The sequence below is a fragment of the Shinella sedimenti genome, assembly GCF_022601905.1.
GTDB lineage: Bacteria > Pseudomonadota > Alphaproteobacteria > Rhizobiales > Rhizobiaceae > Shinella > Shinella sedimenti.
Genome location: NZ_JAKVIN010000001.1, coordinates 227,757 through 248,353, shown reverse-complemented (window position 1 = coordinate 248,353; position 20,597 = coordinate 227,757). Strand labels below are relative to the sequence as shown.

The window sequence follows — 20,597 nt, the reverse complement described above, 5'->3', positions numbered from 1 at the left end:
ATACCGCCCGATGCGGTTCTCTGCGCGCGGATGGATGAGATGAACCTTTTTACAGACTTCGACAGCAGAATCAAAAACGTACTCGAAGGACTTCAAATCGTCCGTGAGAAGCGCGCCGACCTCGATTTCAGCCGTATCAGCGTCGAGCCCCCGCGTGACCAGAGCCACGGCGATGTCGCGACCAATGCGGCGATGGTTCTGGCAAAGCCGCTCGGTCTCAATCCGCGCGCGCTTGCCGATCTCATCGTGGCCGAGCTGAAGAACGATCCGGAAGTCGCCGATGTCGGCGTGGCCGGGCCGGGCTTCATCAATGTGCGCCTGTCCGTCGCCTATTGGCAGAAGCTTTTGGCTGCCGTCGTGGCTGCGGGCTCCGATTATGGTCGCAGCACGACGGGCGCCGGCCGAAAGGTCAACGTGGAATATGTGTCGGCCAATCCGACCGGCCCCATGCATGTCGGCCATTGCCGCGGTGCCGTGGTCGGCGATGCGCTCGCCAATCTTCTCGCCTTTGCCGGTTACGCCGTCACGAAGGAATATTACATCAACGATGCCGGTTCGCAGATCGACGTGTTGGCGCGTTCCGCCTTCCTTCGCTATCGGCAGGTGCTGGGCGAGACGATCGGTGAAATCCCGTCGGGTCTCTATCCCGGCGACTACCTGATCCCTGTTGGGGAGGCGCTCGTGGCCGAACACGGCACGTCGCTGCGTGCGATGTCGGAGGTGCAGTGGCTGCCGATCGTCAAGGAAAAGGCCATCGACATGATGATGGCGATGATCCGCGAGGACCTGGCCGCCCTCAACGTCGTGCATGACGTCTTTTTCTCGGAACGTTCGCTGCATGCCGGCAACGGCGCGCCGATCCGTACCGCGATCAACGACCTGACCTTCAAGGGCTATGTCTACAAGGGCGTTCTGCCGCCGCCGAAGGGTCAACTGCCGGAAGACTGGGAAGATCGCGAGCAGACCCTGTTCCGCTCGACGGAGGTGGGGGACGATATCGACCGCCCGCTGATCAAGTCCGACGGGTCCTATACTTACTTCGCCGCAGACGTTGCCTACTTCAAGGACAAGTTCGATCGCGGCTTCGACGAGATGATCTATGTGCTCGGCGCCGACCATGGCGGTTACGTCAAGCGCCTTGAGGCGGTCGCCAAGGCGGTTTCCGATGGAAACTCGAAGCTGACGGTTCTCCTGTGCCAGCTCGTGAAGCTCTTCCGCGACGGCGAGCCGGTGAAGATGTCGAAGCGCTCCGGTGATTTCGTGACCCTGCGCGACGTCGTCGAAGAGGTCGGGCGTGATCCGGTCCGCTTCATGATGCTCTATCGCAAGAGCAGCGAGCCGCTCGACTTCGACTTTGCGAAGGTGACAGAGCAGTCCAAGGACAATCCGGTCTTCTATGTGCAGTATGCCCATGCACGCTGCATGTCGGTGTTCCGTCAGGCGGCCGAGGCACTGCCGGGTCTCGATGTGACCTCGCTCGATCTTGCCGGTGCGATCGCCGGAAATATCGCGGATCCCAGCGAGTTGCAGCTTCTGGCAAAACTGGCAGAATATCCCCGTGTCATCGAAGGTGCGGCAGCGGCGCAGGAGCCGCATCGCATTGCATTTTATCTCTATGAACTTGCCAGCGCATTCCACGGACACTGGAACAAGGGTAAAGAACAACCGGAATTACGGTTTGTTAACGATAAAAATAGAGAATTGACCATCGCCAGACTTGGGCTGGTGCACGCTGTCGCTTCCGTTCTCAAGTCGGGTCTGTCCATTACAGGTACCGCAGCACCGGATGAAATGCGATAACGTCACCATTTACCCATAATAAGCTGGCAATGCGTCTTTGTAGCTTATGAGTGGGAAGCAGTATGGCTGACAAGAACTTCGCGCGAAGCGGAACCGGTGATGCGGGCCTCTTGGCGGATGATGATCCGCTGAGCGAGCTTGCCCGTCTCGTGAACTTCGATCCGCACCCGGTGCAGGGCGTGACGCAATCCTTCTCCGAAAGCGCACAGCCTGCGCCCCGGCGCGAGAATGCTGTTCTCGCACTCGAGGACGAGCTGATGCGTGCCTTCGAGCAGTACGATGCCCCGGCAAGCCGCGTTTCGGCGCAGCCGCTTGTGGAGCCGGCTGCCGAACGCCACGTCGAGCCTGTCTTTGATGTGTCGGTCCCGCTTGTCGAGGACCACGCCGCGATCATCGACGAGATTCCTGCGCGACACACGTTCGTAGACACACCCCGTCATCAGGAGCCGTCATTCGCCGAACCCACGTTCGAGGCGCCGGTCGAAACGTATCAGGCGCCGGTTCATGCCGAGCCCGTTTTCGAGCCGCAAGTGGATGCGTTCGTCGCCAGTCCCGTCGAGGATTTCGTCGCTCATGACGTTTATGTCGACGAAGCCCGCGATTGGGAGCCAGCGTTCGAAGAAACGCCGGCGGCCGTCGAAGCTTCGGTGTTTCAGGCCGATGTCCCTGCTGATTCCGCGCTTCTGCTCGCTGATGAGCTCGAAGGCGCCGTTCAGGACGTGCCGCCGGTTTCCGTCGAGGCGGAGGCCCATGCAGGCTTGCAGTTCGCTGAACGCTTCGAGCCGCATTTCGAAGCCCCGCCGCAGATTTCGACTGTCCCGGAACCCGAAACTTATGCGGCGCCGGAGCCGGCATTTCTCGGCCTGCAGCCGGTGGAAGGCGACACGGCTTCCGATCTCGGTGTGGATCTCGAGCGCGAGCTCGAGCTTTCTCTCGGCGATACCTTCACGGATGGCGCACACGCGCAGGATGCGAGTGCCGAGGCCGCGTTCACTCAGCCGTTGCCGGTTGCGGAAATGGCAATCGAAAGCGCTGTCGAGCCCGTTTCGGAAAACTGGGTGCCGGCCGATTCGGGCGTCCAGCATGCCGAGCCGTTCCATGCCGAGACCGCCTATTATGCTGGCGACGAGCCGCATTTCGTTTCCGAAATGCCCATCGACACCGCAGAAGATCACGCACGCGCTCTCGCTGAAGCCCAGCAGTCCTGGCAGGCTGAGCCCGTTCATGAGACGGCGCCGGATTATCAGGTACAGTCCGTCCAGAAGGGGCAGGGCTACGGTCACGATTCCCTGCTGGCCGAAGTCGAGCTTTATCCGGTGCCGGAAGCAGGCTTGCCCTTTTCCGCCACCACGGCTGCTGCGGCCACGACGGCGGCGGTTACAGCCGCCGCTGCACAGCGCAACTCTTTTGCGAATGTCGCAGCCATTTTCGGACGTGCAACACCGACCGGCCGCCGCGAGACCGTAGCGGAAAAGGCGGTAACGTCTGCCGTCCCGACTTTCGCCGAACCTGCGTTTACAGCGCCGGCACCGATCATCGAAACCCGTCAGGAGCCGGTTTCCGCTACGACGCCCGCCGCCGAGCCGGATATCGATTTCGACAATCTGGACTTTGACCTCTCTGACATCGATCTCGATCTGTCCGATTTTTCGCTGGATGAACCTCCGGCCGTTACGAAACCCGTGGCCCGCGCAGAGGTGGCTCCGGTAGAAACGGCTCGCGCTGTCGAAGCAGAACGCCCCGTGCGCCGTGAGCCGGCCGTTGCCGTACCCGTATCGACCTATACGGCGCCGCAGCCGATCGTTTCGGAAACGGCCGATGGCTCGCTGCCTTTCGATCCGACCATGATCGCCGATACCGATGTCGGTGTCGCGCCGGTCACGGAACTGGATGTGCCGCAGCTTCCCGTGATCGAGAAGGAAAAGCCGCAGGCCTATCAGCCCGATTTCGACTTTGACCTCGATGCGGAAATGGCTCAGCTCTTCACCGAGCCGGCAGCGCCGGCGCGTTCGGAAGATCTGTCGCGCGGTGTCGCCGCGGGTGCGGCCACGGTCGGCCAGCCCGCAGCGCAGATCAACGACGTCGATGATTTCGAACGAGCGCTCGAAGAGGATTTCCGCCGTTCCCTGCACCAGCCGGAGCGCATGGCGATCCCCGTCGATCCCGGCCAGGCAAACACGCTATATGGCGGCGACGGTTATGATGACGAGCAGACGCGCCCGCGCCGCGGCATGCTGATTGCGGCCTCCGTTGCCGCCCTGCTGCTTGTCGGCGGCGGTGGCGTCTATGCATGGTCGTCGTTTACGGGCGGCGGCACGGCGAGTTCCGGTGAGCCACGCGTCATTCTGGCTGACAAGGAGCCGATCAAGGTCGTGCCCGAGGAGCGTGGCGGCAAGACCGTCCCGAACCAGGACAAGGCCGTCTACGATCGCGTAGCCGGCGACGGCGCCAATACGCCGCAGCAAGAGCAACTCGTCACCTCGTCGGAGGAGCCGATCGATGTGGTACAGCGCACGCTAACGCCGGAAACCCTGCCGTTCGATGATGCTGATGACGGGCAGGAGACAGCTGGCGCCGACGATGACAGCCGCCTGCTTCCGGGCGTGGATGAGCCGGAAAAGGCGACCGCCGACGCCGGCAAGCCTGTCGTGTCGCCCCGCAAGGTGCGCACCATGATCGTCAAACCCGACGGCACGCTGGTTGCCCGCGAGGATACGCCGGCGACGCAGGAAACCGCCCAGCTCGACGCGAAGGCGACGGCGACCACCGGCCGCACGGCAGGCGAAGCCAAAACGGCAAATGCCGAGGTCGATCCCAATGCCTCGCTGCGTGCCGAACAGGCTGCCACCGGCACTCAGCCGCGCTCGGCGCTTGCCGAAGTGGCGAATGCCCAGGTCGATGACACCGCGCCTGTCCGTACCGTAAAAACCACGACCTTCGGTGCGGACGCCGCGACGACGGCCGGCAACAACACGCCGACGCCGGAAAGCCGTCCGGTCGACCAGCCGGTCAACGTCGTCGGAACTGTTACCGAAAACGGCAATGTCCGTGGCCAGCAGACCGCGGCTGCGACGAGCCAGGCCGCGGAGACCACCCAGGTCGCCGCTGTGACGCCTGGCAGCTACGTTATCCAGATCGCCTCGCTGCCGTCTGAGGCGGAAGCGCAGAAGACCTACAATTCGCTGTCCGCCAAGTTCGGCAGCGTGATCGGCGGTCGCGGCGTTGACATCAAGCAGGTGGCGATCCCCAACAAGGGCACGTTCTACCGTGTGCGCATCCCGGCCGGCTCACGTGAGGAGGCCAACAGCCTCTGCAATCGCTACAAGGGCGCCGGCGGCAGCTGCCTCGTGACCCGCTGAGGCAGACAGTCAGCATCATGGAGGGCGCGGATCCTGTCCGCGCCCTTTCGATTCCGTCGCGAGGCGCATTGCGGATAGCCGGCAGAGCAGGGCCTCGTCTTTCTTCTCCGAACCAATAAGATTGCCGATATGAGCGAATCGAAATCCTTTATTTCGGGCTGCAAGGGCCTGAGCCTCACCGCCGACGAAAAAGCCTTCTTCCGCAATGAGCGGCCCTGGGGTTTTATCCTGTTCGGCCGCAATATCGGTGAACCGGCGCAGGTCGCCGATCTCACAGCCGAAATGCGCGATTGCATCGGCGGCGATGCCGATATTCCCGTGCTGATCGATCAGGAAGGCGGGCGTGTGCAGCGCATCAAGCCGCCGAATGTCCAGCAATATCCGAACGCCGCAGCGCTCGGTGTCATCTACCGTTCCGATGCGGAAAAGGGCCTGCGGGCAAGCTGGCTGATGTCGCGCCTGCACGCCTTCGATCTGCTGCGTCTCGGCATCAACGTGGATTGCCTGCCGGTGCTGGATGTCGCCGTTCCCGGCGTGCATGACGTGATCGGCAACCGGGCCTATGGCCAGGAGCCGGAAATCGTGTGCGCCATGGGCAAGGCCGCCGCGGAAGGCCTGAAGGCCGGCGGCATGCTGCCGATCATGAAGCACATGCCCGGTCACGGCCGCACCATGGTCGATTCCCACCACGATTTGCCCGTCGTGCAGGCAAGTCTGGAAGAGCTCGATGCCTGCGACTTCGTGCCGTTCCGGCGCATGAACGATGAATTGATGGCGATGTCGGCGCACATCGTCTTCACGGCCATAGACCCCGACAACCCGGCCACCACGTCGCCAAAGGTCGTGCGCGAAATTATCCGCGAGAAGATAGGCTTCGACGGGCTCCTGATGTCCGATGACGTCTCGATGAACGCCTTGCGGGGCGATATTGCCGAAAGAACACGGGGAATCATCGCCGCGGGTCTCGACATGGTGTTGCATTGCCATGGCATCATGGACGAAATGCTGGCAGTGACCGAAAACGCCCCGCCGCTTGCCGGCGACAGCCTGCGGCGGGCGAAGGCGGTCCGTGCAGGTTTCCAGGCGCCTGACGACGCGGACGAGCAGGCGCTGCGAGAAGAATTCAATGCCATGATCGCGGTGGCCTGATCCACAGCGTCGCGGCGTGCGTCGGGAACTGCGTTCGAACACGAGAGGCGCGACGTGCAGGCAACAGGCGGCAAGCCACCGAGGAAGGGACGCGGCGCGGATGCGCCGATGGACGACCTGTGGCAGGATGACGCCTCGGGGCGGGGATTGCACGAGGAAAGCCTCGTCGTCGATCTCGCCGGCTTCGAAGGGCCGCTCGATCTGCTCCTTCACCTCGCCCGGACGCAGAAGGTCGACCTGACACGTATCTCCGTTCTGGCGCTGGCCGAGCAATACCTCGTCTTCATCGACCGGGCGCGCAAGATCCGCATCGAGCTTGCAGCAGATTACCTCGTCATGGCGGCCTGGCTTGCCTATCTCAAGTCACGCCTCCTCATTCCCAAGCAGGCGAAGGACGACGGGCCTTCGGGTGAGGAGATGGCGGCGAGTCTTGCCTTCCGCCTCAAGCGGCTGGAAGCGATGCGCGATGCGGCCACGAAGCTGGTCAACCGCAACCGCCTCGGCCGCGATGTGTTTGCGCGCGGCATGCCCGAGCATATTCCCACCGAGCGTCGCTCGGCTTTCGAGGCGTCTCTCTACGATCTGCTGACCGCCTATGCGTCGCTGCGCCAGCGTCATGCAATCACCCAGGTCACCATCGAAAAGCGCAGCGTCTGGTCGCTGGCCGACGCGCGCGAACTCCTGCAGCTCCTCGTTGGCGATTTCGATGACAACTGGACGGCGCTCGATCATTTCATGCTGCGTTACCTGAGCGATCCTGCCGAGCGGACCACGGCGATTGCCAGCGCATTTGCCGCAACGCTGGAACTTGTCCGGGAAGGGCGGCTGGAACTGCGTCAGGACGGTGTCTTCCAGCCCATCTATCTGCGCCGGGGCCAGAAGGCGGGCGAAGGCGAGGGAAGTGGGGGCGAAGAGGGTGGCTGAAGATGTGGGCGCCAGCGAAGAAAACGCGACTGTTGTCGATCCGCGGCGGCTCTATGAAGCCACGCGCATCGCCGAGGCGCTGGTTTTCGCCTCCGCCGGCCCGGTTTCGTCGGCCTATATCGCCGAGCGCCTGCCGCGCGGTGTCGATGTCCTGCATGTCATGCGCGAGCTGAAGGCGTTCTATGCGGGACGCGGTGTCAATCTCCTGCAGATCGAGGACAGCTGGGCGTTCCGCACGGCACCCGACATGTCCTTCGTCATTCGCACCGAGGAAACGGAGGTGCGCAAAGTCTCGCGCGCCGCGCTCGAGGTGCTTTCGATCATCGCCTATCACCAGCCGGTAACGCGTGCGGAAATCGAGGATATCCGTGGCGTGCAGACATCCAAAGGCACGCTCGACGTCCTCATGGAGGCCGGATGGGTGCGTCTGCGCGGCCGCCGGCGCTCGCCCGGCCGTCCTGTGACATTCGGCACCACGCGGGATTTCCTCGATCATTTCGGGTTGGAAGAACTGCGCGACCTGCCGGGCCTCGACGAATTGAAGGGCACAGGCCTGCTGTCGGGCCGTATTCCGTCCAATTTCCAGATCCCCATGCCGCTTGGCGAGGATGAGCTCGCGGAGGACGAGGATCCGCTGACACAACTCGACCTTGAAGAACTCGGACTCTTGACACCGGGCGGAAAAGCGGACGAATAGACGAAGGTTTATGCAAGACTGCATCGTCGACCTCCGCGCCGGCGACAGGGAAAGACTTCTGCAATGGCTTCGGACCCGTCAGGTTCCAACGGCATCGAGGCGAGACGAGCTTCGGCGGTGACCTTCGCGTCGCGCCTCGTCTTCGATGACATTCACCACAGCTATCACAACAAGGACACCATTCGTGGCCTCTCGCTGACGGCGGAACCGGGCGAGGTGTTGTGCCTGCTCGGGCCTTCAGGCTCCGGCAAGACGACGCTTCTGCGCATCGCCGCCGGCATCGAGGCGCAGACACGCGGCCGCGTTCTGCTTGATGATCGCGAGATCGCCGGCCCGGATGTCTTCCTGCCGCCGGAACGACGCGGCGTCGGGCTGATGTTCCAGGATTTTGCGCTGTTCCCGCATATGTCCGTGCTCGATAATGTACGCTTCGGTCTGACGGCGCTTCCGCGCGCCGAAGCGGAGGCTGAGGCGAACGTGGCGCTGGACCGCGTCGGTCTGTCGCACTACGCAGCAAAATTCCCGCATATGCTGTCCGGCGGCGAGCAGCAGCGCGTGGCGCTTGCGCGGGCTTTGGCCCCCCGGCCGAGCGTTCTCCTGATGGACGAGCCATTCTCCGGCCTGGATTCGCGGCTCAAGGATTCCATCCGGGCCGATACGCTTGCCATCCTGCGAAAATCCCGCGCCAGCGCCATCGTCGTCACGCATGATGCCGAGGAGGCGATGCGTATGGGGGACCGCATCGCACTTCTCAAGGACGGCAAGCTTGTCCAGGTGGGTACCGCCGAAGACCTGTATCTCAAGCCCAACGACATGTTTGCTGCGGCGTTCTTCTCGGAGATCAACGAATTTCCGGGCCATGTGCGTGGCGGCGTTGTGGAAACGCCGCTCGGCAATGTCGATGGCAAAGATTTTATCGACGGCCAGAAAGTTCACGTCGCGGTGCGTTTGACGGGCATTCGCGTACAAGAAACCGGCGGCGAGACGCCGGCGCGCATCCTTTCGCGGCGTTTCCTTGGCGTGGTCGAGCTTCTGGAGCTCGCCGTCGACGGAACCGACCGTCCCGTTCGGGCGCGGGTGAGGGCCGATCAACTGCCTGCCGGATTGCGCGACGTCACGCTTTCGGCTAACCAGCGCGACATACTAGTGTTTGAAAAAGACGGCTGAACGTCTTACATCGGGATCAGAGTTCAAAAGGGAGTCAAGCGAATGGGTTCTTTCAGCATCTGGCATTGGCTGATTGTTCTGGTGGTAGTGCTGCTGCTGTTCGGCCGTGGCAAGATTCCGGAACTGATGGGCGATGTCGCCAAGGGCATCAAGAACTTCAAGAAGGGTATGACGGACGAGGAAGCCAGCGCCGAGCAGGCGAAGACCGTCGACCACAAGGCCGACGAGGTCAAGTAACCGGCATTCGGCCGCGGACGGTGGTGCGCGGCTTCTGAGGACAGTACCCAATGCTTGATGTCGGCTGGACAGAGATACTGGTTATCGCCGTCGTCCTGATTTTGGTGGTAGGCCCGAAGGACCTGCCGCCGATGCTCAGGACATTCGGCCGCATGGTAACGAAGATGCGCGGCATGGCGAGCGATTTCCGCCAGCAGTTCGACGAGGCGCTGCGCGAGGCTGATCTTGACGATGTTCGCAAGACCATCGGCGATGCGCAGAAGCTTAACCCGCTGAACACCATACGCGAGGCGGTCAATCCGCTGCGCCAGGTGGGAGACGAGATCAAGTCGGACCTCCAGAAGTCGGTCGGATCCCCGTCCTCATCCATTTCGACGCCGGTCTCGGCCGTTTCCGCCGTGCCGTCGGAAGCGAACAAGCCCGCATCTACAGAGCCTGTCGCCGCCGAACCCTTGAAGAAGGGGCCGACGCGCAAGACCGCGGCAAAGAAGACCGACCCTGTGATCGCAGAGACGCAAAAGGCTGCGCGCAAGCCGGCCGCCAAGGCGAAGGCCGAGCCAAAGGCTGCCGCCGAGCCGGTCGCAAAAGTCTCGACCGCCAAGAAGACAGTTGCCGCCAAGGCCAAGACTGCAAAGACCCGGAAGGACGAGGCATGAGCGGCGATATCGAAGACAAGCCCCAGCCGCTCCTCGAGCATCTGATCGAACTGCGCCAACGCCTGATGTGGGCCGTCGGTGCGTTCTTCGTCGCGTTCCTGGTCTGCTTCTACTTCGCCAAACACCTTTTCAACATCCTGGTGCTGCCGTTCAAGTGGTCCGTCGAATGGGCCGGCCTGACGCATCGCAATGTCGAATTGATCTATACCGCGCCGCAGGAATTTTTCTTCACGCAGATCAAGGTCGCCATGTTCAGCGCTCTGGTCATCGCCTTTCCGGTGATTGCCCAGCAGGTCTACAAGTTCGTGGCGCCCGGCCTCTACAAGAACGAGCGTTCTGCCTTTCTGCCGTTCCTTATCGCATCGCCTATCCTGTTCCTGATTGGCGCCGCACTCGTTTATTTCTTCTTCACGCCCATGGTCATGTGGTTCTTCCTCTCCATGGAGCAGGGCGGCGGCGAAGGCCAGGTCTCCATTCAGCTTCTGCCGAAGGTTTCGGAGTATCTCAGCCTGATCATGTCGCTGATCTTCGCCTTCGGTTTGGTGTTCCAGTTGCCGGTTATCTCATCGCTTCTGGTGCGCGCCGGCTTCATCACGTCGCAGACGCTTGCGGAAAAGCGCAAATACGCAATCGTCATCGCCTTCGTCGTGGCGGCCGTGCTGACGCCGCCCGATCCGGTGTCCCAGATCGGCCTTGCACTGCCGGCCATCCTTCTCTACGAGATTTCCATCTATACGGCCCGACTCATCGAACGGCAGCGGGCGAGCGCCTCGAACGCGCAGGATGCGGAAAACGAGGTCGCTGCAACGCAGGGCGAGGCTGAATAAGCCTTCGCCTGCGGGTCGCTGCCGGGCGTGGATGGGCCTTCATCCACGGAAGAGCCTGGAACGACAATGCTTGATATCAAATGGATCCGCGACAACCCGACCGCCCTTGACGCCGCTCTGGCCAAGCGCGGTGCAAGCGCGCTTGCGCAGACCCTGATCGACCTCGACGAGAAGCGCCGCAGCGTCATCCAGACCGCGCAGGACATGCAGTCGCGCCGCAATGCCGCCTCCAAGGAAATCGGCGCGGCCATGGCCGCCAAGAATACCGATCTTGCCGACAAGCTGAAGGCGGAAGTCTCCGCCATCAAGGACCGCCTTCCGGCAGCAGAGGAAGAAGAGCGACAGGTCACCGCTGAGCTCAACGACGCGCTGGCACGCCTGCCGAACATTCCATTCGACGACGTGCCTGTCGGAGAAGACGAAGCGGGCAATGTCGAGAAGCACCGTTGGGGCAGCAGGCCCGCCTGGAACCATAAGGCGCTGGAGCACTACGAGATCGGCGAAGCCCTCGGCTACATGGATTTCGAGGCGGCGGCGAAGATCGCAGGTTCGCGCTTCACCGTTCTCAAGGGCCAGCTTGCCCGCCTGGAAAGGGCGCTCGGCCAGTTCATGATCGACGTGCACACCCAGGAGCACGGCTATACGGAGGTGCATGCGCCGCTTCTGGTGCGTGACGACGCCATGTTCGGCACGGGCCAGCTGCCGAAGTTCTCCGAAGACCTGTTTCGCACCACCGATGGCCGCTGGCTGATCCCGACGGCGGAAGTCTCGCTCACCAATCTGGTGCGCGAGGAAATCCTCGAACAGGAAAAGCTTCCCCTTCGTTTCACGGCGCTGACGCCGTGCTTCCGCTCGGAGGCGGGTTCGGCAGGGCGCGATACGCGTGGCATGCTGCGCCAGCACCAGTTCATGAAGTGCGAACTTGTCTCGATCACGGATGCCGAAAGCGCTGTGGACGAGCATGAGCGCATGACGGCGTGCGCGGAAAAGATCCTTCAGCGCCTCGGCCTGCATTACCGCGTCATGACGCTTTGCACCGGCGACATGGGCTTCGGCGCCCGTAAAACCTACGACCTTGAGGTCTGGCTGCCCGGCCAGGACACCTTCCGGGAGATTTCGTCCTGCTCGGTGTGTGGCGATTTCCAGGGGCGCCGTATGAATGCCCGCTACCGCGGCAAGGACGACAAGGCGACGAAGTTCGTGCACACGCTGAACGGCTCGGGTACGGCCGTCGGACGCGCGCTCATCGCCGTCATGGAAAATTACCTCAATGACGATGGCACCGTGACTGTGCCTGAGGCGCTGCTGCCCTATATGGGCGGGCTGACGAAGATCGAGAAGGCCGCCTGAGGCGGGACGGGGCATGCGCATTCTCCTGACGAACGACGACGGTATCCACGCCGAGGGCTTAGCGGCCCTCGAACGCATCGCGCGTGAACTCACGGATGACGTGTGGGTCGTCGCCCCGGAGACCGACCAGAGCGGCCTTGCTCACTCCCTGACGCTTTCCGAGCCGTTGCGGCTCAGGAAGATCGATGAGAAGCGTTTCGCGTTGCGCGGCACGCCGACTGACTGCGTCATCATGGGCGTGCGCGAGGTTCTCGACAAAAAGCCGGATCTCGTTCTGTCCGGTGTGAATGCCGGCGCCAACATGGCTGACGACGTCACCTATTCCGGCACGATCGCCGGCGCCATCGAGGGTACGCTTCAGGGCATCAAGTCCATGGCGCTCAGCCAGGCGTACAATCATTCCAATGGCCGTGTCGTGCCGTGGGAAGTTGCCGAGACCTTCGCGCCCAATCTCATTCGCCAGCTGATGGATGTCGAGCTGCCGGACTGGACGTTCTTCAACCTCAATTTCCCCAATTGCGCGCCGAAGGAGCTCCAGGGCGTCGAAGTAACGAGCCAGGGCAAGCTCGATTTCGGCCTGACCATCGACGAACGTGCCGACGGCCGCGGTTTTCCCTATTACTGGCTACGCTTCGGCGAGCGGAAGGGCGATTTCCGCGCTGGCACCGATATTCATGCAGTGAAGAACCACAAGATCTCCGTCACGCCGCTCAAGCTCGACCTGACGGACTACACGGTGCTGGATCGCGTTAAGCGCGCCCTGATCGGTGAGGATGCGGATTGAGCACGGGGCGGGTGATCGAGAAGGAAGGATTTGCCGCGTTGGCGCTGCGCCTGCGCGGCGAGGGCATCAACAATCTCGAACTCCTCACGGCGGTGGAGCAGACGCCCCGCACGCTCTTCGTTCCCCCGCAATTTGCCGGCGACGCCTATTCGAGCAGGCTGCTTCCGCTGGAATGCGGCTCTTTTGCCGAAGGCATCGATCTTGCCGTGCGCCTTCTGCATATCCTGAATCTCAAGGCTGGCCAGCGCGTGCTGGAAGTCGGCACGGGCAGCGGCTTCACCGCTGCCGTCATGGGGCGCCTGACGGAGCGCGTGCTGACCATCGACCGCTATCGCACGCTGGTCACGAACGCCCAGCAAGCCATCGAAAAGGCCGGCACCCGCAACGTCATCGTCCGGCAGGCCGATGGCAGCAACGGCATGCCGGGCGAGGGCACCTTCGACCGCATCCTCGTCACCGCCGCCTTTCCGGCGCTGCCGCGCTTCTTTGCCGAGCAGCTCGTTTCCGGTGGTGTTCTCATCGCGCCCGCCATGGTCAGCGAAACCGAGTGTCGCATGCTGAAGCTGACCAAGACCGGCAGCCGCTTCGATCGCGAGGATCTTTTTGCGGTGCCCTATCTGCCCATCGTTCCAATGATGGCCCAGGCGCTCTGAGCGCCCGAACGTTTTACCCTGCCTTCCCAATTGCGCTGCCGGCTGAGTCGTTTCGCCGGTTTTCCGCGTGATCCGTGCGCTTTGCCGTGCGCCAATCCTCCAGTCGGCCGAGAAAGTGTAGCGTTAACCTTTTGTTAACCGACGCAAGCCTCGCGCAAGCTTCGGCGCGTAGGCCCGTAGCGAAGCAGCAGTTTCCACGCAGGATGCCGGGTTTTCAACCTTCCGGCGATTCCGATGGAGAGGGAAATGTACGTCTCGAACAGGATAGCCAGCGGCTCGACCCATGAGGGGCTCGCCTATCTCGCGACCAAGGCGGCCGGCAAGGCCAACGAGGACGTGGCGGAGGCTGTTTCATCAGCGAACCTCGCCGGCGGCACGAGCGATCCCTCATCCCATGTCGGCCTTTCGGTCGATGCGCTTCTCGTTCTCAGCGTCGCCAAGGAAGAGGCAGTTCACAGCCAGCCGGCCTTGACGGATGCCGAACGCAACAACCTGGATACGGCGGCACTCGAAGCCCGTGAATATGGCGCCTTTGGTCATTTCTTGGAGGCCGGTGATCGCAAGGCCTACTACCGCGCCTATATCGAATATTTCGACAGCATGCCGCCGCAGGATCAGCGCAGTGCCCGCTATCTCGGGACGCGTGAGACGGCCGTTTCTGCTCTGCGTGCCATCGCGTACAACGAAAGCGCGCTCGACATGAGCGAACCCGAATCGGTCATTGAAGGTGCGGCCCGGCGGGCGACGCCGATTTCCGCGATCCTGCAGCCGGGGCAGGGCAATATGGAAAATAACGCCCATATCGGCGCACGCATCTCCCGCGCCGACAGCATGTACGCGGCCGGCTTCTGACGCTGCCGGCGATGGCCGCCTTGCGCATGGTTATCAATTTATCAAAAAACCTTTGCGGATAGGCCAGCCTTAACCGGGCAGTAACTCTAACGCGCTTTAATCGGTTCACTTCAAGTAGCGTACCGATTGGGTAGTCTCATGCGTAAGAGTGTATCGCCGAGTTTTGGCAGGACCGCGACCCGCCTTATTGCTGCGGCCCTGCTGGCCAGTGTCGCAACCGGGTGCAGCTCGGATGTTTCCCGTTTTGGCGGCCTGTTTTCCAGCTCCGGGCAGGACAACATGACGACCAGCTCGGTTCCGCGCCGCACGCTGTTCGGCAGCAATAGCATCGTTCCCCGCGCAACGGTTGGAAACGAGCAGCAGCAGTTTGCATCCGCAAATCAGATGGGAAGTCGGGATCAGGCGCTCAATCAGCCTTTCCCGGATCAGGGCGGCGTTTCCTACGATCCGATTAACACCTCAACGACGAGTGGCTCCGGTTCGCGTCTTGCGACCACGCCGATGACCGTTCAGCGTGGCGCGCTTAACGATCCCACAGCCGGTGCCGCACGGTCGGCAGAGCGCGAAGCCGTCGGTCAGCAGCGTCAGGCGAAAGCGATCGCCGACAATGCGGATACGCTCTCGACGGGAACCATCCAGAAGCCCAAGGCCGGTTGGTCGACGAACAATGCACCTGTTGTCATGCTGCGGCAGGGCGAAAGCGTAAAGACGCTCGCTAACCGCTACGGCGTGCCGGAGAAGGAAATTCTCGCCGCAAACGGCCTGAGGCGTTCGACTGACGCCGAACCTGGCCAGCGTATCATCATCCCGACCTTCAGCACGACCGCAAGCGCGGCCAAGGCTGCGACAGACCATACGCTCAAGGTCGATAACAAGCTGCCGACGCCTGAGCGCAAGACGGAACAGAACGTTGCCATCCTGCCCGGCACGTCGAAGCGCGACAAGGTGAAGTCGGATACCGATCAGGCCAACACCAATCTCGCCAATGCCGGTGAAGGCGCTGGCGGCTACGAGGTCAAGCCGGGCGATTCGCTCGCCAAGATCGCCCGCAGCAACGGTGTGTCGGTCGACGCCTTGAAGAAGGCGAACGGCATCCAGACCGCCTCGATCCGCATCGGCCAGAAGCTCGTGATCCCGGCGGGCGGGGCGGCTGTGGATACGACGACGGACAAGACGACCACGGCCTCCGTTCCGGTAAAGGAAAAGAAGGTCGAGACAGCGGAAAAGAAGCCGGAATCCTACAAGGCACCGGTCAAAACCGTCTCGGTCGCCGAGGTGACGCAGAAATCCGATGTGACCGACGAAGCGCCCGAATCGACGGGCATCGGCAAGTATCGCTGGCCGGTCCGCGGTGCGGTCATTGCCGGCTATGGCTCCAACGTCAACGGCAGCCGCAACGACGGCATCGACATTTCCGTACCCGAGGGCACGCCCATCAAGGCGGCTGAGAATGGCGTCGTCATCTATGCCGGCAGCAGCCTGAAGGAACTCGGCAACGCGGTTCTCGTCCGCCATGACGATGGCACGGTTACGGTCTATGGCCACGCCGGCGACCTCAACGTGCAGCGTGGCCAGAAGATCCAGCGCGGCCAGACCGTCGCAACGTCGGGCATGAGCGGCAGCGCCACCCGTCCGAAGGTTCACTTCGAGGTGCGCAAGAACGCGACCCCGGTCAACCCGATGACGTTCCTGGAATAGGTTCGTCTGCATTCCTGAATGAGCTGAGGGCGGTTCCTGCGGGACCGCCCTTTGTCATTCGGGTGTTTCTAGCGGTGAAGCGGCTTTCCAAGGCGTCCGGCAAGATCCTGCACATATTGCCAGGCGACGCGTCCGGAGCGGGAGCCACGCGTCGTTGCCCATTCCAACGCCTCGGCGTGAAGCTGTTCGACCGGGATATCGAGCGTATAGTGGCTCGCATAGCCGTCGATCATCTCGAGATATTCTGCCTGACTGCATTTGTAGAAGCCGAGCCACAGCCCGAAGCGGTCGGAAAGGGAGACCTTTTCCTCGACGGCTTCTGACGGATTGATGGCCGTGGATTGCTCGTTTTCCATCATGTCGCGGGGCAGGAGGTGGCGACGGTTGGAGGTGGCATAGAGCAGTACATTGTCCGGCCGTCCCTCGACGCCGCCATCCAGCGCCGCCTTCAGCGACTTGTAGGAGGTGTCGTCGTGGTCGAAGGAAAGGTCGTCGCAGAAGATGATGACGGGATAGGGCACTTCCTTGAGAATATCCATCAGTGCGGGCAGGGTGGCTATATCCTCGCGATGAACCTCGATGAGCTTCAGGTTGCTGCCGGTTTCGCTCGCCGAGAGCGCATGCACCGACTTGACCAGCGAGGACTTTCCCATGCCGCGCGCGCCCCACAAGAGCACATTGTTGGCCGGCAGACCGCGCGCGAAGCGCACCGTATTATCGACGAGAATGTCACGAACATGATCGACGCCGCGGATAAGGTCGATGTCGATGCGGTTCGGGCGCTTCACCGCTTGCACCTGCAGGCGCGCGGGCGACCAGACGAAGACGTCTGCCGCGTCCCAGTCATTGATGGCGGGCGCGGGGCCGGCGAGGCGCTCCAGCGTTGCGTTGATGCGGCCGATTTCGGCCAGCAGAAGCTTGACGTGATCTTCCTGCACTGTGTCTCTCCTCATACTTCATGCCGGGTAGCATGGCGGTAAGGGGGGCGAAAAGGGGGAAAACACTTGAAAAACGAGAGCTTCTCAGTCTCGTGTGTTGCATTGGATGTGTGCTTGCCTATATTCCGGCATCCGAAATGGGCCTTCAGGCCTTACAAATTCAAGTTTTCAAGGAGTAGCTGATGTTCATTACCGAGGCCTTCGCCCAGACGGCGGCACCCGGCGGTTCAGCAGGCGGTGCAGACATCCTGATGTCTATCCTCCCGTTCCTGCTGATTTTCGTGGTGATGTATTTCCTCATCATCCGCCCGCAGCGCGCTTCCATGAAGCGTCGCGAAGAGCTTCTGAAGAACATCCGCCGCGGCGATCAGGTCGTCACGGGTGGTGGTATCGTCGGCAAGGTGACCAAGGTCGTCGACGACAGCGAGCTTGAAGTCGAAATCGCAGAAGGCATCAAGGTGCGCGTCGTGCGCAGCGGTGTGAGCGAAGTCCGCGTCAAGGGCGAACCCGTCAAGGAATGACTTGGCTTGCCGTTCGGCCGAGGGTAACCTCGGCCTGCGGCCCGACTGGTTTTCAGCGGCGCTGGCGCCGTTTTTGTCGAGATCGCAATGCAGCAATCCGCCCGCTGGAAAACGTTTCTTCTCTGGTCCGCGTTCCTGGCCAGTCTTCTCGTCCTGTTGCCAAGCCTTATTCCGGCACGCATGGCAGCCGGCCTTCCCGAGTGGATCGCCGCACATCGGCTGAAACCGGGCCTGGATCTCACCGGCGGCTCGCGCCTTGTTCTCGATATCTCCCGTGACGATATCATCGATGCGCGCCTGCGAGGCGCCGTCGAAACGATCGGCAATGCCTTGCGGGCAGCGCAGATCGCCTATGGCAATCTCAACGGCGCGGACGACCAGGTCGACGTAACGATATCGTCGGCAAGTGACGCCGATGCAGCCAGCAAGACGCTCGATGCCCTTGGGCTCGGCACGCTGACAACAGGCGAAAACGGCGCCTTCAGCATCGTGCTGTCCGATGCCGCCATCGACGAAGCCGTGGCGGAAGCATCGCTCGGCGCCGTCGATGCCGTGCGTCGTCGTGTGGAGAGTCTCGGAATTCCCGCTCTGACTGTCGGGCGGGGCGACCGCGGCCGCATCGTCGTTTCCATGCCGGGTCTCACCGATCCGCAGCGCGTGAAGGACATGCTGGCGACCGTGGGCAAGCTTTCCGCCCGCCTGATCGACGACAGCGTGCCGGTCAACACGGCCATTGAGAGCGGCGCGCCTGCCGGTTCCGAAGTGCTATACTCAGCCGACGAGCCGCCGACCGGTTATCTCGTACGCCAGGATGACCTCTTCACTGCGGCGGATGTCGCGTCGGCGCGGGCATCGGCCGATGGCGAACCCTTCATCGAATTCGTGTTGCGCAAGGAGGCCGCCGAGAAGCTCGCTGCCTTTACGCGCGACAATGCCGGCCGAACCATCGCGATTCTGCTCGATGGGCAAGTTATCTCGACATCGCAGATCCAGGGCGCCATCAGCGATGGCATCGGCCGGCTTTCCGGCGATTTCGACGCCGAAGGGGCGGCTAACCTCGCCCGAATCGTTGCCAGCGGCCCGCTACCGGCAGCTCTCACGATCCTGGAGGAGCGGTCGATCGAGCCGGTGCTTGGCACCACGTCGATCGGCTCCGTCGCGCTGGCGCTCGCGGTTGCCGTCGTCGCTGTCGTCGCCTTCATAACATTTTTCTATGGTGTGCTCGGGATCATCGCTTCGCTGGCGCTGTTCTTCAACGTGCTGCTGACCTTCGCTGCGCTCGCGCTGATCGGTGCGCCGCTCTCGCTTTCGATGATCGCGGGGGTCGTGCTGACCATGGGGCTTGCCGTCGACGCAAGCGTTCTGATCTTCGAACGCATACGCGAGGAAGTGAAGGCCGGACGCCCGCTGTCGCAAGCCGTCTCGGTCGGTTTCGGCCGCGCCCGCACGACCGTGCTGGATGCATCCGTCACGATGCTGATTGCCGTCGCGGTCCTGTTCCTGCTCTCTGCGGCACCGGTTCGCGGCTTTGCGCTTGCGGTCGGCGTCGGCATGGTGGCGACCTTGTTCACGACATTCGGGCTGACACACCGGCTTGTTCGGATCTGGCTCGGACGGAGCCATGCGACGCGCCTCCCCAAAGGCGTGCGCAGCGGGTTCTTCGACAGCCTGAACCTGCGCTTCATGGCGGTGCGCAACGCGGTTTTCCTGGCCACGGCCGCGCTTTCGCTGGTCATCGCCGGCATGCTTGCGATGGGTGAACTGCGGCTCGGGATCGATTTCACGGGCGGTGCGGCGGTCGAGGTTCAGGCGAAATCCGGAAAGGCCGATGCGTTCGATATTTCCGCGCGCCTCGCCGATGCCGGCGTGGCCGTTCAGACCGTGGATACGCGGGTGGACGAACGGCGGGCGATCGTCCGGTTGACCTCGCAGGGCGATGGCGAAAACGCTGAGCAGACCTCCGTCCTCGTCGCACGTGGCGAACTCGAGGACGATTACGATTTCCGCCGCGTCGAGGTTGTCGGTCCGTCCATATCAGGTGAGTTGATCGATACGGCGACGCTTGGCTTCGTGGCCGGGCTTCTCGCGCTGATCGCCTATATCTGGGTACGCTTCGAATGGCATTTTGCCATCGGCGCGGTGATTGCGCTGGCCCATGACGTATTTTTCACGCTCGGGTTCCTGGCCGTCGCCAATATCGAGTTCAACATCAGCGCTGTTGCCGCGTTGCTGACGGTCGTCGGCTACTCGCTGAACGACACGATGGTTGTCTACGACCGGATCCGCGAGAATCTGCGGCACTTCAAGCAGATGCCGTTGCCGATCCTGATCGACGATGCGATCAATCGCACATTGTCGCGCACGGTCCTTACCTCCGCGACCACGCTGATCGCGCTTGCCGCGCTCGCACTCTTCGGCGGCGAGGCAATCCGCACATTCGCGCTGACGCTGTTCTTCGGGGTCGCCGTCGGCACCATATCATCCATCTACATTGCCGGGCCTATCCTCATTCTGTTCCGTCTTCGGCCGGAGCGCTACCGCCCCGGCAAGGGCGGCGCGGTGACGGCCCCGGAAGCGACGGGAGCCAATGGCCAAGGGAATTGAAATCCGGGAGGCGCACTTCCCCGGACGCGCGCCGATCGACGCATACGGCAATGGCGGCTTCCGATTTGCGGATATGTCGCATCGCGGCTCCATCCTCTGCCTGCCCTCGGGCATTCATGGCTGGGACAAAGAGGATGGCAGCCCGCTGACGCTGGCCGATCTGGAGCGCGTGCTGGACGAGGCGGGCGATATCGAGGTTCTGCTCGTTGGCACCGGCAAGGAGATCCGCCCGCTCGCGCCGGAGATCAAAACGGCCCTACGTGAACGTAAAATCAGTTCCGATCCGATGAGCACAGGCGCGGCCGTGCGTACGTTCAATGTCATGCTGGCGGAAAGCCGCGCGGTTGCCGCCGCGCTTATCGCCGTGTGACGGGCGAGGCG

18 protein-coding genes are annotated in these 20,597 nt (G+C 62.5%); 17 read left to right on the top strand and 1 reads right to left on the bottom strand.

Translation table 11 applies throughout. From position 1 onward, the window contains the following. The first annotated feature begins 39 nt into the window (after positions 1–39). From argS to MKI86_RS01150, 14 genes are all read left to right on the top strand, one after another. A complete protein-coding gene (gene argS / locus MKI86_RS01215; protein ID WP_241596091.1) occupies positions 40–1,800 on the top strand; it encodes an arginine--tRNA ligase in 1,761 nt (586 codons plus the stop codon). Positions 1,801–1,862: 62 nt separating this feature from the next. Continuing rightward, positions 1,863–5,159: an SPOR domain-containing protein gene (locus tag MKI86_RS01210; protein ID WP_241596088.1), complete on the top strand. Its 3,297-nt coding sequence runs from the start codon at positions 1,863–1,865 to the stop codon at positions 5,157–5,159. Positions 5,160–5,288: 129 nt separating this feature from the next. Beyond that, the gene (nagZ, locus tag MKI86_RS01205; RefSeq protein ID WP_241596086.1) at positions 5,289–6,308 is read left to right on the top strand and encodes a beta-N-acetylhexosaminidase; all 1,020 of its coding nucleotides are present in this window, start codon (positions 5,289–5,291) and stop codon (positions 6,306–6,308) included. Between the two features lie 108 nt (positions 6,309–6,416). Beyond that, positions 6,417–7,232, top strand: coding sequence for a segregation and condensation protein A (locus MKI86_RS01200; protein ID WP_241597750.1), 816 nt, complete (start codon positions 6,417–6,419; stop codon positions 7,230–7,232). Between the two features lie 4 nt (positions 7,233–7,236). Next, positions 7,237–7,929 (top strand): SMC-Scp complex subunit ScpB, encoded by a 693-nt coding sequence (scpB, locus tag MKI86_RS01195; RefSeq protein WP_370879878.1) that lies wholly within the window; start codon positions 7,237–7,239, stop codon positions 7,927–7,929. A gap of 63 nt (positions 7,930–7,992) precedes the next feature. Continuing rightward, complete coding sequence (locus tag MKI86_RS01190) at positions 7,993–9,096, top strand: ABC transporter ATP-binding protein (protein ID WP_241596080.1); 1,104 nt, start codon at positions 7,993–7,995, stop codon at positions 9,094–9,096. A gap of 42 nt (positions 9,097–9,138) precedes the next feature. After that, a complete protein-coding gene (locus MKI86_RS01185) occupies positions 9,139–9,333 on the top strand; it encodes a twin-arginine translocase TatA/TatE family subunit (RefSeq protein WP_241596076.1) in 195 nt (64 codons plus the stop codon). 50 nt (positions 9,334–9,383) lie between these two features. After that, complete coding sequence (gene tatB / locus MKI86_RS01180; RefSeq protein WP_241596073.1) at positions 9,384–9,989, top strand: Sec-independent protein translocase protein TatB; 606 nt, start codon at positions 9,384–9,386, stop codon at positions 9,987–9,989. Further along, positions 9,986–10,816, top strand: coding sequence for a twin-arginine translocase subunit TatC (gene tatC / locus MKI86_RS01175; RefSeq protein ID WP_241596070.1), 831 nt, complete (start codon positions 9,986–9,988; stop codon positions 10,814–10,816). Before tatB ends, tatC begins: the two co-directional genes overlap by 4 nt. Positions 10,817–10,882: 66 nt before the next feature. Further along, entirely contained in the window at positions 10,883–12,166 is a 1,284-nt protein-coding gene (gene serS / locus MKI86_RS01170) for a serine--tRNA ligase (protein ID WP_241596067.1), read from the top strand. Between the two features lie 13 nt (positions 12,167–12,179). Continuing rightward, positions 12,180–12,950, top strand: coding sequence for a 5'/3'-nucleotidase SurE (surE, locus tag MKI86_RS01165; protein WP_241596064.1), 771 nt, complete (start codon positions 12,180–12,182; stop codon positions 12,948–12,950). Continuing rightward, positions 12,947–13,603, top strand: coding sequence for a protein-L-isoaspartate(D-aspartate) O-methyltransferase (locus MKI86_RS01160; protein WP_134649100.1), 657 nt, complete (start codon positions 12,947–12,949; stop codon positions 13,601–13,603). Before surE ends, MKI86_RS01160 begins: the two co-directional genes overlap by 4 nt. A 246-nt stretch (positions 13,604–13,849) precedes the next feature. Continuing rightward, the gene (locus MKI86_RS01155; RefSeq protein WP_241596061.1) at positions 13,850–14,455 is read left to right on the top strand and encodes a biotin biosynthesis protein BioC; all 606 of its coding nucleotides are present in this window, start codon (positions 13,850–13,852) and stop codon (positions 14,453–14,455) included. 138 nt (positions 14,456–14,593) lie between these two features. Beyond that, a complete protein-coding gene (locus MKI86_RS01150; RefSeq protein ID WP_241596058.1) occupies positions 14,594–16,153 on the top strand; it encodes a peptidoglycan DD-metalloendopeptidase family protein in 1,560 nt (519 codons plus the stop codon). A gap of 68 nt (positions 16,154–16,221) precedes the next feature. On the opposite strand, the gene MKI86_RS01145 is transcribed toward MKI86_RS01150, so the two are convergent. Next, positions 16,222–17,106, bottom strand: a complete 885-nt coding sequence (locus tag MKI86_RS01145; RefSeq protein ID WP_370879854.1) for an ATP-binding protein — start codon at positions 17,104–17,106, stop codon at positions 16,222–16,224. Positions 17,107–17,273: 167 nt separating this feature from the next. On the opposite strand from MKI86_RS01145, the gene yajC reads away from it, so the two are divergent. The 3 genes from yajC (at position 17,274) to MKI86_RS01130 (ending at position 20,586) form a co-directional block, all read left to right on the top strand. Beyond that, a complete protein-coding gene (yajC, locus tag MKI86_RS01140) occupies positions 17,274–17,612 on the top strand; it encodes a preprotein translocase subunit YajC (protein WP_241596051.1) in 339 nt (112 codons plus the stop codon). Between the two features lie 87 nt (positions 17,613–17,699). Next, positions 17,700–20,216, top strand: coding sequence for a protein translocase subunit SecD (secD, locus tag MKI86_RS01135; protein WP_241596048.1), 2,517 nt, complete (start codon positions 17,700–17,702; stop codon positions 20,214–20,216). After that, positions 20,200–20,586, top strand: a complete 387-nt coding sequence (locus MKI86_RS01130) for an Mth938-like domain-containing protein (RefSeq protein ID WP_241596046.1) — start codon at positions 20,200–20,202, stop codon at positions 20,584–20,586. Before secD ends, MKI86_RS01130 begins: the two co-directional genes overlap by 17 nt. The last annotated feature ends 11 nt before the right edge of the window (positions 20,587–20,597 follow it).